Annotated in this window: 10 protein-coding genes; 9 read left to right on the top strand and 1 reads right to left on the bottom strand. The window is 42.2% G+C overall.

The annotated features are described in order from the left end of the window. Positions 1 to 25 precede the first annotated feature (25 nt). The gene (locus QF041_RS07865; RefSeq protein WP_307413359.1) at positions 26 to 2,458 is read left to right on the top strand and encodes an ATP-binding protein; all 2,433 of its coding nucleotides are present in this window, start codon (positions 26 to 28) and stop codon (positions 2,456 to 2,458) included. A gap of 7 nt (positions 2,459 to 2,465) precedes the next feature. Here the strand turns inward: QF041_RS07865 and QF041_RS07860 are convergent, their stop codons facing one another. Then, complete coding sequence (locus QF041_RS07860; protein WP_307413358.1) at positions 2,466 to 3,536, bottom strand: D-alanine--D-alanine ligase family protein; 1,071 nt, start codon at positions 3,534 to 3,536, stop codon at positions 2,466 to 2,468. 623 nt (positions 3,537 to 4,159) lie between these two features. On the opposite strand from QF041_RS07860, the gene QF041_RS07855 reads away from it, so the two are divergent. The 8 genes from QF041_RS07855 (at position 4,160) to dctA (ending at position 15,265) form a co-directional block, all read left to right on the top strand. Beyond that, entirely contained in the window at positions 4,160 to 5,329 is a 1,170-nt protein-coding gene (locus QF041_RS07855; RefSeq protein WP_036608767.1) for a glucose-1-phosphate adenylyltransferase, read from the top strand. Between the two features lie 26 nt (positions 5,330 to 5,355). Then, complete coding sequence (gene glgD, locus QF041_RS07850) at positions 5,356 to 6,459, top strand: glucose-1-phosphate adenylyltransferase subunit GlgD (protein ID WP_091031408.1); 1,104 nt, start codon at positions 5,356 to 5,358, stop codon at positions 6,457 to 6,459. A gap of 523 nt (positions 6,460 to 6,982) precedes the next feature. After that, positions 6,983 to 9,415 carry a glycogen/starch/alpha-glucan phosphorylase gene (locus QF041_RS07845; protein ID WP_307413356.1) on the top strand — a complete coding sequence of 811 codons (2,433 nt, stop codon included), beginning with the start codon at positions 6,983 to 6,985 and terminating at the stop codon, positions 9,413 to 9,415. A gap of 266 nt (positions 9,416 to 9,681) precedes the next feature. Further along, positions 9,682 to 10,551 (top strand): effector binding domain-containing protein, encoded by an 870-nt coding sequence (locus QF041_RS07840; RefSeq protein ID WP_307413354.1) that lies wholly within the window; start codon positions 9,682 to 9,684, stop codon positions 10,549 to 10,551. Between the two features lie 41 nt (positions 10,552 to 10,592). Beyond that, a complete protein-coding gene (locus QF041_RS07835; RefSeq protein WP_307413352.1) occupies positions 10,593 to 11,051 on the top strand; it encodes a VanZ family protein in 459 nt (152 codons plus the stop codon). Positions 11,052 to 11,170: 119 nt separating this feature from the next. After that, positions 11,171 to 12,883: a glycoside hydrolase family 13 protein gene (locus QF041_RS07830; protein WP_373461303.1), complete on the top strand. Its 1,713-nt coding sequence runs from the start codon at positions 11,171 to 11,173 to the stop codon at positions 12,881 to 12,883. A 98-nt stretch (positions 12,884 to 12,981) separates the two neighbouring features. Continuing rightward, entirely contained in the window at positions 12,982 to 13,674 is a 693-nt protein-coding gene (locus QF041_RS07825) for a metal-dependent hydrolase (protein ID WP_133384481.1), read from the top strand. A gap of 235 nt (positions 13,675 to 13,909) precedes the next feature. Beyond that, positions 13,910 to 15,265, top strand: a complete 1,356-nt coding sequence (dctA, locus tag QF041_RS07820; RefSeq protein ID WP_307413350.1) for a C4-dicarboxylate transporter DctA — start codon at positions 13,910 to 13,912, stop codon at positions 15,263 to 15,265. Positions 15,266 to 15,580 lie beyond the last annotated feature (315 nt).

Raw genomic sequence — 15,580 nt, 5'->3', positions numbered from 1 at the left:
AACTATAAATTATTTGGAGGTTGTTATGTTATCTGTAAAACAAACAACAATAAAAGATAAAATTAAAGATACATTTAATGGGGATCAGTTCAATATAGTCTATTTGAGTGGATCAACTGGAAGTGGTAAAACATTCTTAGTAGAAGATTATTTAGAAGAAATTAATAATTATGAAGACTGGAAAGGTTATTATATCGAAGGTAAAAGCGGAGATGTTAGCGCATATTCAACGATTATTCAAGCCGAAAGTGTTCATTCTCCTAAAACAGAAATTACAGGTAAAAGTTTGAATCTAGGATTCAGTGTATTTAAAATTTTTAGCATCGGTCTAAGTAGCGCTTCTCGAAGAAAAGAGATATTTGATACTAAAATCGATTTTTTTATAAAAATGCTAAGAAAATCAACTGAAAGTAATATTATAATTATTGCAGATAGCTTTGAGTTCTGGGATGAATCTTCGAAGACTCTGATAAAGGCTATCATCAATCACAAAAAAATTTTAGATTATAAAAAGATTAAATTACTCATTATTGCAAACGAAGATGACAGTTCAAAAGTGATGAATTTAAATGCTAGAACGCTTCTTAATTCAGTGAAAAACTTAAAACTATTGCTTCCTATTTCTAATGAAATAGAAGAAATTGTTAAACTACTTGGGTATAATTTCACGCTAACCAAAGATCAAATCGAAACAATCATGTCTTTAAGTGGAGCTAATATTGATTTTATTAGAATAATTATAGAAGCTTTGTATACCGATGGAATTTTAAAAATCAATAAAGAAGCTGCAGCAGATTTAAATAGTATACTTCAACATCGTCTAAAAATATTTGGTTCAAGAGAAGCTGATGCCCAGAATGTTCTTAAAGCTTCATCCATTATTGATGGTGAATTTAACACTAATGAGATTAGGTATCTTTGCAATGAAAATAATGACGTTGATGATCTATTGTACGAATCCTATACTCATTTATTCCTAAAGAAAGGACTTAAATTCACTTTTTCTAACAGTATAATTAGAGACTTTTTTTATAAAAAAGTCACAGGCACTCAAGCTAGATTTCACCTTCAGTACACAAAGTACTTAAAAAAAAATAAACCCGAAAACTATTTCTCGCGTGCACTACATCTCTCGTTAGCAGATGAAGAAGGACAAGAAACTAAAGAAGTATTTGGATTATTTGCTTTAGCATACTGTAGAAATATGGAAATTTCAGCCAATGAAGAGCATCAAATTCAAATTAGAGAGACGCTTAATTATTACATTAAGAATAATACCAGATCTAATTTTCTGAAAACTGACTTTGATCACTTATCTAAGGCATGTGATTATTATTTGTCTCAAAACTATAAGGAATCCTATCAAAAGTTGAATCAAATATCAACGGTTCATTCACTATTATTTCGTTCTGAGGTATTAAGAATGAAACTCCTAGTCTCACTAATGTTAGATTTAGACACAGCTAGAATAGAACGAGATACTGAAGCTCTGTGTTTAGTTTTAGACGACATTGGGCAAGAAGAAGCAGAACACTGGGCTCAATGTAACTTTGCTCTCTTCTCAACTTATACGAATAAACTCGGTCAATTTAATAGAGGTAAAAAAATTGCGGACAAATTACAAAACTTTATAAGTAAACAAAATAACCGACCATTTTTTGAATATCTTGGTAGAGTCTTGGACAGAAAAAGTTTCTTATTTAATTCTGCAGAAGTTTCAATCGGACCTATGTCAGATAGTGTTGCATATTTTAAAGAAACCGATGACTACTTGCAATACTACTTTGCCCTGTGCAACCTTGGAGGGATTTTAATTGTTCTAAACCAATTCGAAAAAGCTTCATCACATATGGAAGGATGCTTACGTCTTATTGAAGAACATGACTACATTAAATTCCCTTCGATAGAAAAAATTTATAACAATTTATTTTTAGCTAACTTTTTATATATTTTCAGAGGTAAAGAAACAATAAGCGAACAATTTTTCGAAGAGAGTATAATGAATTTTAGAGAAAAAATCCAAAATACTCCAACCGAAAAGGACGCTGTGATGTTAATTAATCTTGCAAATTTATATCTGATAAATAGAAATTATCAAGAATACGATGCAACCGTACATACTCTGAAAAATAAAGTTCTTGTTAACAGTATTGATAGTTTCTATGATTATCATTTAACCAATTTAGAATTGGCTAAAAATATACTCCAATACAATTGGTCTGACGCGGAAAAATTACTCGATGAATCTAAAGACAATGTCCCCAATTTTCATACGAAAAATGAAAAGAAAATAAAAAGCAGGCTGGCAGCCTTGAGCCAATTGATTAAGAATAAATTGATACTCGAACCTGCTGAACTTGACCAATGGGTATACGACAACTCAAATCCTAGAGATGAGTCTAGTTCTTTTCATTGCAGATTATTTCTGTTTTCTGATCTACAGTTCTCATCATTATAGCCAGTTTTCAATAAACCGTTTTAGAGGATAATCCAATTATTGAACTATATATCTCATGATACTCTAAACCTAATTGGTTATATGCATAAGCAAAAGAGCTATGTTTGGTTGTGTAGGGCGAAGCGGCTATATCCATTAAGTAAGCATCGCCCTGGTTATCAATTCTAAAATCTACTCTCCCATAACTCCTTAGCCCCACAAGTTGAGCGATATCAATCGCTGTTTCTCTAACTTTTTCAATTACTGAGCATGATAACTCCTTATCCAGGGAGTAGAAATTATAACCATCATTGAAAGAGCAGTCGGAGGTTAGAATGCTCTGTTTAAGATGATTTTCACCATTTATTGAAATACCTATTGGATTCAAAGCATAAGGTCTACTAGAAATGAGTAAGGGAACTTCACACTCATACCCTTCAATAAATTGTTGAACTAAGATAGCGGAATTTTTCTCTTTACTATCATTAATGATTTTTAACTCAGTACTAGAATCAAACAATTTGATCGATGTTTCTGATAAGCCTATGCTAGCAGACTCGTGCATAGGTTTAATTATAATCTTTGTATCTAATTTGGGCTTATTGCCAGCTAACCATCCATTTGAAGGGTCGTAAACCCAGCTATCAGGGACTTTAACATTATGAACCTCTAAATATTTTGTATAAATATATTTTGCTCTACTAAATGATATTACAAGTGCATCTGAGCCTGTATAAGGAATAGACATAAGATCGCAAAAAGATGGAATTAAAGATTTCTTCCCAATGTGCTGACCGTTTCTAGATAGATTATATACAAACCTTTTGTTTTTAAAATAAGATTGTTTGAGAACTTCCAGTATAAACTCGATTTCGTTAAAAAATGTCTCGACAAAGAAATCAGCGTCTTTAATACCTTCAAATACTTCATCAAATTCTTTATCATTAAAAAATTCATTGTTAGTGGAATAGCTTATAACGGAATTGTTTAATTCTCTTGTATTAGAACGTGTATTGCTTAGTAAAGAAATATGGTACTTCAATTTTAACTGAGCGGCTACTGATCTTAAATTTTTTATCAAATTCTCAATTTCATTCATCACAAGACCTCCAAATAATTTATAGTTATTAGTATGTAATTTCCTGATAGATTGCTTTGGCAATTCTGATCATAACTTCTATACTACATCTATCTATTCGACACATTTCTATATATTCCTCTAAAAATTTACAAATTCATTGCCGTTTTCTGATTCGTAAGACCTGTATTTTTGATTTTATAGGTTTATGGGTCTAGTAGTGTCACACTTTTACCATGAATTTTCCAAAAGGAGTTTACTTCTCTTATATCGAATACAATATGAATAACAGCGGCACGAGAAAGGGTAATCTTACCCGCAACTTGATGTCGATGTTTTCCAGTAAGATTCCCCAGTCCGTTTCGTGTTTAATGTTAAATAGGAGTAGTCTATTTCATTGTTCACGAGCTACACCTTAAGTTTTGCATCTAACATTCACCTCTGTAAGACAGTCAAGCAATTCTACACCAGCATCATCTCTATTTCAGGCTTTACAATCCAAGAAGTTCAACTGCATCAAAGATTCACCGGTCACACATCTGTACAGCAAGCTCCTAATCAAGACAACAGTGTCCACACAACAGAATATCGATTATGGGCTCTGAAATGAATCAGAACGAATGCACGTGGAGGAGGCTGTAATGATGGCGAAAAAAGAAGTTGTAGCGATGCTACTTGCCGGAGGGCAAGGTAAGAGGTTAAAAGGATTGACCAAATCACTGGCTAAGCCAGCTGTATATTTTGGCGGCACGTACCGAATCATTGATTTTCCGCTGAGTAACTGCTCTAATTCTGGTATTGATACAGTGGGTGTATTGACCCAATATGAACCACTTGTCTTACATTCCTATATTGGCATTGGCAGTGACTGGGATCTGGATCGGAAAAACGGCGGGGTATATGTACTTCCTCCACATGAACGTGAAGACGGTAGCAACTGGTACCGGGGTACAGCGGATGCGATCTTCCGCAACCTGAACTTTATTGAACAATTCGATCCTGAGCATGTGCTCATTCTGTCAGGGGATCATATCTATAAGATGGACTACGAAAAAATGCTCCAGTATCACAAAGAAAAAGATGCGGATTGCACCATATCGGTCATCGATGTCTCATTGGAAGAAGCCAGCCGATTCGGGGTGCTGAACACCAACGATGACTATAGCATCTATGAATTTGAAGAAAAACCTCCTGAGCCCAAGAGCACACTGGCTTCCATGGGTATCTATCTCTTCAAGTGGGATGTACTGAAACGTTTCCTGATCCAGGATGAACAACAGGCATCCACCTCCTATGATTTTGGTAAAGATATTATTCCTTTGTTGCTTGAAAACGAAAAATCCTTATATGCATATCCATTTGAAGGTTATTGGAAAGACGTAGGTACCATTCGTAGTCTGTGGGAATCCAATATGGACCTGTTGGACGAAGACACACCATTTAATCTGAATGATCCGGACTGGCGTATTTTCACACGTAATCCGAACCAACCTGCACAATACATCTCACCTTCGGGTAAGGTACGGAATTGTATTATTAGTGAAGGAACTGTAGTGCATGGTGAGGTCAACCATTCTGTTCTGTTCTACGGAATTGAAGTTGGTGAGAACAGTGCGGTCATCGATTCGGTGATCATGCCAAGAGTGAAAATCGGGCAAAATGTGCGCATTTACCGAGCTATTATCGCAGAAGGATTGGTTATTCCTGATGGAACACAGATATCGCCTGCACCGGAAGATGAGAGTGATATATTGCTCGTGGATCAGGAAGAACTGGAACGTCAGCTTCGCCAAGGAATAACCAGCAAGGCCTAATTGAAGTTAAAAGGACGGTGCATGCGATGAAACCATTGATCGGAGTTATTAACCTTGACCATGAACTTGAAGAATTGAAGGAATTGACGTATTTTCGCTGCGGAGCCGCGGTGCCATATGCCGGGCGTTACCGTCTGATCGATTTTGTTCTATCCAATATGATGAATGCCGGAATCGAGAGTATTGGTGTATTTGTACGGCGAAAATATCGCTCGTTGATGGACCATCTTGGTGACGGTAAACCTTGGGATTTGGATCGCAAGCATGGGGGCATGTTTATTTTGCCACCAGACTGGAACGATCCGACAGATACATCACAAGGGGACTTGCAGCATTTCCATAACAATTTGGACTTTTTCCACAGAGGGGCAGGACAATATGTTGTGCATGCGGGCAGTCGCCATGTGACCAAAGCAGACCTCCAGGATGTCTACAGGTATCACATCAGTAAAGGAGCGGACGTTACACTGGTCTGCAAAAAAGTGGATCAGCTGCTGCCTGAGCATGACGCCTGTGTCAAAGTTGATCATGACGGGGACGGTAACGTGGTGGACATTCACCAAAGCGCTAATCACCCGAATATATATACAGAAATTTTCATTATGGAAAAGGAATTGTTCCTGCGCCAAGTGCAGCGCTGCATTGATCATGGCGAGAGCCATTTCTTCCGGGATGTGATTCAAAAAAATCCGGATGGATTGAATATCGCTGCGTATGCATATGATGGCTATCACGCAGTCATCAATTCCATTGACAGTTATTATCGCAACAGTATGGATCTGCTGAACACAGGGCAATATGAACAACTGTTCAAGGAAGATCCGATCCAGACCAAAATTAAATACGAAGCGCCTGCCAAATACCTGGATACCGCCGATGTTAAACATTCACTCCTTGCGAATGGCTGCATCGTAGGTGGAGAGGTGGAGGATAGCATTCTGTTCCGTGGTGTACAGGTGGCCAAGGGTGCCAAAATAAAAGGTTCCATCATCATGCAGAAATGTTACATTGGTGAGGGGACGGTCCTTGAGAATGTTATTCTCGATAAAGACGTGAGGCTGACCGGAGGACAGACGCTGATCGGTGACCCGTCAAATCCATACATCTTAGCGAAAAGTACTATTATCTAATGCCCACACGTAACCGATATCTTCTATAAATATATATAAAATAAAAATCCTGTAGGATGGATTTAAGGTTCATACACTTTCGACGCATGAATTGCATCTTCGAAAGTTCTCACCAGCATGCAAACGTAGTGAAGGGGACGAAATCGATTCTGAAGCGTAACGTTCGCCCTTGTCTCCAAATTTCAACCTTGTACTATATAAATTCAACTTGAATAATTACACAAAACGGAGAGGACAGAAATGACCTGAAGAAGCGCAGTGCTCGCCTTTATCCCCGGATTTTCCCATTTTAAAAAGGAATCAAAAAATCTGGGGATAACAGCGATCGGAAGGTTATTCTGTCATTGAAGTGTCCAGTGTAAATATTCTTTAGTTCAATTTATATAGGTTAATCAAGAAAATTTGGAGACAACAGCGATCATAAGAACGATTCGTAACCGTAACGGCCACTTTGCACAATGTTGAGCAACTGAGTGTATGAACCGCCACCATCCTGCAGGATTTCCCCGGGAGGAACCTACTTTTGTTTGACAACAAGGAAACGTTCAAGAGTATATTTACACGGAATCTGGTCAGCAAATTGGGCAAACCGATTGAAGAAGCAACACAGGAAGACGTGTACCACGTACTGGGAAGCATGATTCGGGAATATGCAGGCCAGGATTGGGCAGCGTCGAATCAGGGGTTCAAGCAGCGCCAGGATAAACAGGTCTATTACTTCTCGCTGGAATTCCTGATTGGACGTCTGCTCGGGAACAATCTGTTGAATGTGAATGAATTGGAATTGGTGCGTGACAGTTTAGCTGAGCTGGGCTTCTCCTTGGAAGAGATAGAAGAACAGGAGGCGGATGCAGGACTCGGTAATGGAGGTCTGGGACGACTCGCTGCCTGTTTCCTGGATTCACTCGCATCACTACGATATGCAGGACATGGTTGCGGGATTCGATATAAATACGGGTTGTTTGAGCAAAAAATCATCAATGGTAATCAGGTAGAGCTACCCGACAATTGGCTGGATAAGGGCAATGAGTGGGAAGTCCGCCGTCCAGACAAAAAGGTGGAAGTACAGTTCTGGGGCCGGGTAGAAGCTCATGAGCAGGATGGAGAATATCAGTTTGTTACAAAAGATGCCGAATCGGTTGTCGCCATTCCCTATGACGTGCCTGTCATCGGTTATGGTCAAACCCATGTGAATACATTGCGTCTCTGGAGTGCCGAGCCAAAGCGCGAGACTTCACTCGACACCCCTTCGAACTACTACGGTTATCTGGATTATAGCCGATCGGTTGAATCAATCTCGGAATTCCTGTATCCAGATGATTCCCAGTACGAAGGAAAGCTGCTGCGATTGAAGCAGCAATACTTCATGTGCTCAGCAGGTGTACAGAGCGCCTTGCGTACGTTCAACAAGCTGGAGCTACCGTATGATCGTTTGCCTGATAAAGTGGCCTTCCACATTAATGACACTCATCCAACCTTGGTTATACCAGAACTGATGCGCATCCTGATTGATGTGAAGGGATACGGCTGGGATGAAGCATGGGATATCACAACCCGTACTGTATCGTATACCAATCATACAACGCTTAGTGAGGCTCTTGAGAAGTGGCCTGTATCCATGATCAGCAGGCTGCTGCCACGAATCTACATGATCATTGAAGAGATCAACAAACGTTTCTGTGGGATGCTGCTGGACCGGTATCCGGGAGATCAGGATCGCATAGGGCATTTGGCTATTGTTGCAAACGATCAGGTACGGATGGCACATTTGGCGATTGTAGGCAGTCATAGCGTGAATGGTGTTGCTGCTCTGCACACCGAGATTTTGAAAGAGCGCGAGATGGCTCCGTTCTATGAACTGTATCCAGAGCGTTTCAATAACAAAACGAATGGTATCACCCATCGCCGCTGGTTGATGCATGCCAATCCGAAACTGTCGGATCTTATCACGGATACAATCGGTAACGAATGGATAACAGAGCCGGGTAAGCTGGACCAGTTGACTGGTTTTGCGGATAATACATCATTCCAGGAGCAGTTCCGTTCAATTAAGCGGGATAACAAAGAGCGGCTTGCTGCGTATATTCTGGATCATACCGGGACAGCAGTGAATCCGGATTCCATCTTTGATGTACAGGTGAAAAGACTACACGGGTACAAACGTCAACTGTTGAACATTTTGCATGTTATGCATCTGTATAACCGGCTTAAGAATGATGCTTCGTTTGATATGGTACCACGTACGTTCATCTTTGGTGCCAAGGCAGCGCCGAGTTATTATTTTGCCAAGAAAATTATCAAGCTGATCAACACCGTGGCTGACACGGTGAATCGGGATGCGGCCGTGAATGACCGCTTGAAGGTATTTTTCCTCGAAAATTATTCCGTCTCTCTTGCAGAGAAGATCATTCCCGCTGCGGATGTTAGTGAACAGATCTCAACCGCAGGTAAGGAAGCTTCCGGTACGGGCAACATGAAATTTATGATGAACGGTGCTTTAACGATTGGCACGATGGATGGAGCCAACGTGGAGATGGCGGAGCAGGTTGGGGAAGAAAATATGTTCATCTATGGTCTGCGTGCAGACGAAGTACTTGAGTATTATCGTTCCGGCAGCTATCGTCCGAATGAGATTGTGCAGCACGATGAACGCATTCGCGAGGTCGTGGAGCAACTGGTGCATCCAGGTGCATTCTGTTATCGTGATGGGGAGTTCTGGGATATTTATGACTCCTTGCTGGCCCATGGTGATGAATACTTTGTATTGCGTGATTTTGCTGCTTATGCAGACGCGCATGCTGCGATTGACCAGGCATATCGGGATATTCCGGGCTGGACTCGGAAAGCGATATTAAACACGGCACATTCCGGCATATTCTCCAGTGATCGTACCATTAGTGAGTATGCGACAGATATCTGGGGTATTCATCCCGTGTCCGGGAACTGGAAAGGTTAAGAATAGATTGTTAAACAAACAAGTCCCCTTGTTCGCAAGAGACATCTCTGCTGGTAAATTAACCAGCGTAGAGAGCATCTCCTTGTAGAACAAGGGGATTTTGGCATACAGTGTGTATCATAGTGGCATTCAACTTGAAGAGAACCGCAACTCGCGTATCTTTCATCATACAAGTTCGCACACAAAATCAAAAAAATAATCGGGATCTCAGTCATACTACATAAGAAATCGTTTGATATTTTGAATTAGATAGGGGAGCCGTCACTATGGATCATTACACACGAATTCAGCTTGCTATTGAGTATTTGGAGCAGCATTTGCAAGATGATTTTAATATCAGAGAGACGTCCGCTGCTGCGAGCTTTTCGGCGTTTCATTTTCAGCGTTTATTTCAGGCGATCACGGGATTCACGGTACTGGAGTACGTGCGCAGACGCAGATTAACGGAAGCTGTAGGGATGCTGCGGGGCACATCGGAAGGCATACTGGACATTGCGATGAGCTTTGGCTATCAATCTCAAGAGGCATTTACCCGTACATTTTCAGCCTACTTTGGAATGACACCGGCGAAGCTGCGTAAGCTGGAAGTGGATCAGTTGTCTCTTCTGAAGATGCAACAGAGCATTGATTTTAACGATTATCGAACTCGGCTTGATGGAACTTTCCACATGAACACACCCCGTCTGGTCACACGGGAACCGAACTGGATTGTCGGCTATGAATATAAGAGCAACCTGAATGACAATCAGCATTATGCTGAAATACCCGGATTTTATCACGATTTTGGCATGGAACAGAAATTCATGGCGATCCCGGAGAGGACACGCCCTGATATGGCTTACGGTGTGGCCTGTCATTTTGAAGAGAATGGAGCATTTTCTTTTATTGTGGGTGAAGAAAGCAGAGGAGCATCGCAGGTACTTGAACCCGGTTTTACTTCGATTGAAATTCCGGGCGGCTTGTATGCAGAATTCACCGTGGAAGGCTCCGGGCAGGATATTCGGAAAATGATCTATGGCAGCTGGCTACCGCAGTCTAACTATGAACGGAGGGAAGGACCGGACTTTGAAGTGACGGATGTCTGGAAATCGACCCCTGAACAACTGGACATGAAGATCTATATCCCGTTAAAATAGACCTTACCGCTTCGCGGAATTCAAGGTCGGAGGACGGATGAATGAGCGAAAAGTCGTGGCTCCACTCCAAGTGGATGCTGACCATTGTTACTTGCATGGCAGTCCTTTACATACTGATTATGGGCATTTTACTGTTTGTTAGTGGCCGAACACCAGGCATGTATTATCAATATAATCTCGTACCCTTCGAGACGATTCGTCCACTTCTTATGGAGAGGGAGAGGTACAATACAGATACCTGGGTCAAAAACCTGTTTGGCAATATCGTATTGTTCATTCCGCTGGGCATCTGGATTCCATGGTTGTTTCGGAGGTGTCGTACGTTCCTGACCTTTACATCTACAGTTGTTTTGCTTCTGCTGGGTGTTGAGGTCACACAATTGATTACACGTGTAGGTTCGTTTGATGTGGATGACATTATTCTGAACACGATCGGTGCCTGGATAGGTTACGTCGGATTTAAGTTAGTCTTATGTTCACAAAAAAGGACTCGGAATTGAACCGCAGATCGCGGTCCATGACCGGGTCTTCTTGCATAAGATACCTTTCAAATGTTTACAAGGGAATCATTTCGGATAAAACATATTAACGGCTTAATACAGTGAGCAGAGATTATATAGTGAACAATGATGAGAGCGAGGTGGGCGATATCGTTTGGTGGAAAGAGAGTGTGGTATATCAGATTTACCCGAGCAGCTTTAAAGATTCGGACGGAGATGGATATGGCGACTTGCAGGGAATCTATGAGAAGCTCGATTATTTGGAAAATTTGGGCGTAGATGTGATCTGGCTCTGTCCCATTTACGATTCACCAGGACATGATAACGGATATGATATCCGGGATTACTACGGCATTTTACGCAAGTATGGCACGATGGAGGATTTTGATCGATTATTGGCAGAGGCACACAAGCGTGGTCTCAAGATCATGATGGATCTGGTGCTGAATCATACGTCAGATGAACATGCTTGGTTTGCTGAATCGCGTTCATCAAAGATGAATCCAAAGCGGGATTATTATATTTGGCGTTCAGGCAAAAATGGTCAGGTGCCGAATAATTGGGAGTCCTATTTTGGAGGTTCGGTGTGGAAGCATGATCCCGAGACAAATGAATATTATCTGCATCTGTATTCGGAACAGCAACCCGATCTCAACTGGAACAATGCACAGATGGCTGAAGAGATGTATGAGATGGTGCATTGGTGGCTGGAAAAAGGGGTAGATGGATTCCGTTTCGATGCAGTAGCGCATATCGCCAAGGCAGAGGGTCTGCCAAGTGCCCACAATCCGGATAATCTGCCGGTGGTTCCAGCGTATCAGCTCTTTTCCAACCTGGAACAGGTACACTCGATCTTGAAGAAGCTGAATAACATGATCCTGAAACCCTACGGACCCATGACAGTTGGCGAGACTTCGGGACTTGGGCCTGAGCAGGCCTTGGCTTATGTGGGAACGGATCGTGATGAGCTTAATATGGTATTCCAGTTTGAGCATATGTTTATCGATGCCAAATCCTCCGGAATTGGTAAATGGAACTATAAGGAATGGAAATTGACAGATCTCAAAGAAATCATGAGCCGGTGGCAAACGGTTTTACATGGTAGAGGCTGGAACGCCAATTATATGGGGAACCATGATCAGCCACGTCCGGTTTCCCGTTTTGGTGATGATGGTAAATATCGGGTGCGTTCTGCTCAGATGCTGGCGACATGGATGCTTACACTCGAAGGGACCCCCTACATCTATCAAGGAGAAGAGATCGGCATGACCAATGTCGCTTTCCCGAATATCGAACAATACCGGGACATCGAGACCAAAAATTATTTCAATCATTACATTGGTCAAGGTAAGTCAAAGCATGAAGTCATGCAGGCGATCTGGCTGAAGAGTCGCGATAATGCCCGCACGCCGATGCAATGGGATGAGACGGAACACGCAGGGTTTACCCAGGGTCAGCCGTGGATTCAGGTGAATGATAATTATCCTGAGATTAATGTGGCTGATGCCGAAAGTGATCCGCAATCCATTTTGCATTATTACCGTAAGTTAATTGCGCTTCGCAAACAACATAAAGTGCTTATCTATGGTGCGTATGAATTGCTGTTGCCGGATGATCCGGATATCTATGCCTATACCCGAACGCTGGAAGATGAGCAGATGCTGGTCATTCTGAATTTCCGTGGGCATGAGCCTGAGATGCACTGGCCAGAAGGCTGGACTTCCGAGCATGCCAAGCTGATCATCAGCAATGTGAGCAGACGTTATTCTACCGATGAAGGTGCGATTCAGCTTCAGCCGTATGAAGCAAGGGTGTATCGTAAGCAGCGATAACACGGAGGCTAGCGTAATTTTGCGTTGGTGAAGAGCTATGATTTATAATAAATAGTGGTTTTCAAAATAATCAAAACATATGTCGGGAGGAATCCAAGTTGTTGAATATTACGTTCCACGGTCACTCCAGTGTACAGCTGGGCACAGAAGAAAAGTCTCTGATCATTGATCCCTTCCTGCGTGGCAACGAGCTTGCTGTAACGAAGCCAGAAGATATTAAGACCGATGTTGTGTTGCTGACACATGCACATATGGATCACATCCTCGATGCTGAACCTATTGCCAAAGCAAATAACGCCAAAGTTGTGGCTATTGTGGAATTGGCTACATATATGTCCTGGAAAGGTCTGGATACACTCGGCATGAACATGGGCGGAACGGTAGATCTTGGCTTTGCTCAAGCCAAAATGATTCAGGCGTTCCATACTTCCGGGATTGTGCTGGAAGAAGAACAACGGATCATGTATGCAGGGTTGCCTGCTGGATATATCATTAATATTGGTGGTAAAACGATTTTGCATGCCGGAGACACAAGTCTCTTCGGGGATATGAAAATGATCGGTGATCGTCATGATATCGATGTTGCCTTCTTGCCGATTGGTGGACATTTCACCATGGGACCTGAGGATGCCCTGCAAGCGGCCGAATGGTTTAATGCCAAACTGACAATTCCGGTTCATTATGATACGTTCCCGGTAATTCGTCAGGATGCGGAACACTTCGTGCAACAACTGGCTGCAAAAGGGTTGGAAGGCCGTGTGCTGGCCCCGGGAGAATCTATTACCCTGTGATCATTTAACCCCTGTTCAATAATAAATAGATTTATGGATAAAGACGAATATCACGTCAGGATAACTGACGTGATATTCGTCTTTTTTCGGTTTCAGGTTCAATTTTCACCGATAGAGTTGGTACAAATGACAAAAAAATTGAAATTCCATTGTTGAACTCTCTTTTAGAATGATATAAAAAGTTACACGGAAACCAAACGGAAATCCGAATTGACCGCAAACAGGGGGAGCGTTCATGTCATTTATGAAATCATTATTTTTTCAAATTATTGTAGCGGTAATCATCGGGATTGGCGTAGGCATCCTGTGGCCGGATCTGGGTAGCTTGCTGCAACCGCTCGGAACAGGTTTCATCAAATTAATCAAGATGATCATCGCACCACTGATTTTCATGGTGATTGTGACAGGTATTGCCAAGATCGGTGATCTGAAGTCAGTAGGTCGCATCGGACTGAAAGCCATCGTGTGGTTCGAGATTGCAACTACAGTGGCGCTGGTACTTGGATTGGGAACAGCCAATCTGCTTCGCCCAGGTGCCGGAATGAACGTGGACCCTTCAACCATAGATGCAAGCGGAATTGAAGCGAAAACCAATGGTTCCGAGTTACCGCATACGGTAGACTTTATCATGAATATTATTCCGACAAGTGTTGTGGATGCCTTTGCACAAAATGCACTTCTGCAAGTTCTGCTCGTGGCCTGCCTGTTCGGGGTTGCGCTGGCAGCAACGGAGAGTAAGGCAAAAGAGAATGTACTTACGCTGATTGAGAACTTGCTCGGCATTGTGTTCCGCATCATCGGTTATATCATGAAACTCGCGCCAATTGGTGCATTTGGAGCCATGGCTTACACGGTAGGTGCCTATGGGGCTTCCACTTTATCATCCTTTGGTCTGTTAATTCTGGCCTGTTACGGCGCAGCGCTGCTGTTTCTGGTCATGCTGGCATTGGCTGCCTGGTGGATTACCGGGCTGAATTTCCTGCAATTTGTGAAGTATACCCGTTCTGAAGTGATGCTGGCAATTGGAACCGGATCCTCAGAAGTGGTGATGCCACGCATGATGGACAAACTAACCAAGGCGGGTTGTGATCGTGCGGTTGTGGGTCTTGTAGTGCCGACGGGGTACTCGTTTAATCTGGATGGCGCTTCGATCTATTTATCCTTGGCAACGGTTTTTGTTGCTCAGGCCGTAGGGATTGAACTGACATTGATGCAGCAGATTACGATTTTGCTGGTGTTGATGTTAAGTTCCAAAGGCATGGCAGGAGTACCTGGCTCCGCATTCTTGGCCCTGTCTGCAACGGCAGTGGCTGTCAATGCTTTTCCGGTAGCAGCGGTTGCTCTGCTGCTTGGTGCAGATCGTTTCATGGATACAATGCGTGTCTTCACCAACCTGATGGGCAACTGTGTCGCAGCATTTGTGGTGGCGAAATGGGAAGGTCTGCTGGATCAAAAGCGAATGCGTGCCGTACTCTCTGGTGAGATCAGTGCTGCTGAACTGGAAAGGGAAGAGCAAGCTGCACTATCTTTATTGATGTTGAATATGCAGGAAAAACAGGGTAAAGCCGCAGTTTCACCGGAGATGTCGTAGGAGGCAATGTGCCTACTAGAGTGACTTAGTCAAGTGAAAGTAACCGTATCATTTAAATCAACGAAATCATTGACTGACGAACAGCAAATTCAATTAACAAGTTCAACCAAATTAGACCGTCTGTTGCCCGCACCAATGGTGGGAAGAACAGACGGTTTTTTGTTGTCCCAATACAGATATCATTGGGTTCACGAACGCAGGTTCCAAAATAAATGTTACAGAGGAAAGATTTATGGGGAATGTGTAGAAGAGGTGAAGAATATACATATTATAGTTTCAACTTGTATATACATGTTTACTTATGTAATATAGATA

Origin of the sequence: Paenibacillus sp. W2I17 (assembly GCF_030815985.1) — a bacterium.
Lineage (GTDB): Bacteria > Bacillota > Bacilli > Paenibacillales > Paenibacillaceae > Paenibacillus.
The sequence above is the reverse complement of the archived record's forward strand: the minus strand, read 5'-3'. Positions and strand labels throughout refer to the sequence as shown.

What these genes read in the sequence shown, in the direction of transcription:
- QF041_RS07865 (WP_307413359.1), top strand. Translation starts at nt 26, where the DNA reads ATGTTATCTGTAAAACAAACAACAATAAAAGATAAAATTAAAGATACA.
- QF041_RS07860 (WP_307413358.1), bottom strand. Translation starts at nt 3,536, where the DNA reads ATGAATGAAATTGAGAATTTGATAAAAAATTTAAGATCAGTAGCCGCT.
- QF041_RS07855 (WP_036608767.1), top strand. Translation starts at nt 4,160, where the DNA reads ATGGCGAAAAAAGAAGTTGTAGCGATGCTACTTGCCGGAGGGCAAGGT.
- glgD (WP_091031408.1), top strand. Translation starts at nt 5,356, where the DNA reads ATGAAACCATTGATCGGAGTTATTAACCTTGACCATGAACTTGAAGAA.
- QF041_RS07840 (WP_307413354.1), top strand. Translation starts at nt 9,682, where the DNA reads ATGGATCATTACACACGAATTCAGCTTGCTATTGAGTATTTGGAGCAG.
- QF041_RS07835 (WP_307413352.1), top strand. Translation starts at nt 10,593, where the DNA reads ATGAGCGAAAAGTCGTGGCTCCACTCCAAGTGGATGCTGACCATTGTT.
- dctA (WP_307413350.1), top strand. Translation starts at nt 13,910, where the DNA reads ATGTCATTTATGAAATCATTATTTTTTCAAATTATTGTAGCGGTAATC.